This is a genomic window from Xenorhabdus sp. Sc-CR9 (genome assembly GCF_963897815.1).
Lineage (GTDB): Bacteria > Pseudomonadota > Gammaproteobacteria > Enterobacterales > Enterobacteriaceae > Xenorhabdus.
The window spans coordinates 1-359 of record NZ_CAWQTY010000131.1 but is presented as its reverse complement, the minus strand read 5'-3'; the positions used below and the strand labels follow the sequence as shown (position 1 = coordinate 359).

The window sequence follows — 359 nt, the reverse complement described above, 5'->3', positions numbered from 1 at the left end:
TCGCAGTCAACTCGGTTTTCTACTGGAAATCGCCGCAGGCCTCATTGCGTATACATTCCAACCTAAAAAACCGAGTTTGAATTTACGGAATAATGATATCGCTATTCTTAAACGAAGCTGAGGTTAACAATGTTTATTTTCCGGATGCGAAGACATTCCGTGAAACCCTTCGCCACTTTTTTCATACCACTTTGCCAGAAAAAGCGAAAGAACTCACGACTCGACTTACTGACCAGGGCAATCGCATCTAAATTTTTTGGGCTTTACCCAAAACCGTCAGCAGATATTTGTCATCCCAACCTGCCCGTTTACGGCGGGCTTTAATTCCCGCTTTGGTGGGAGCTAAACGAAGTAAATTC

The 359-nt window shown here is 43.7% G+C and carries 1 pseudogene; it reads left to right on the top strand.

From position 1 onward, the window contains the following. A pseudogene (locus AACQ81_RS19685) lies at window positions 1-121 on the top strand (IS982 family transposase); the annotation flags it as partial. Between the last annotated feature and the right edge of the window lie 238 nt (window positions 122-359).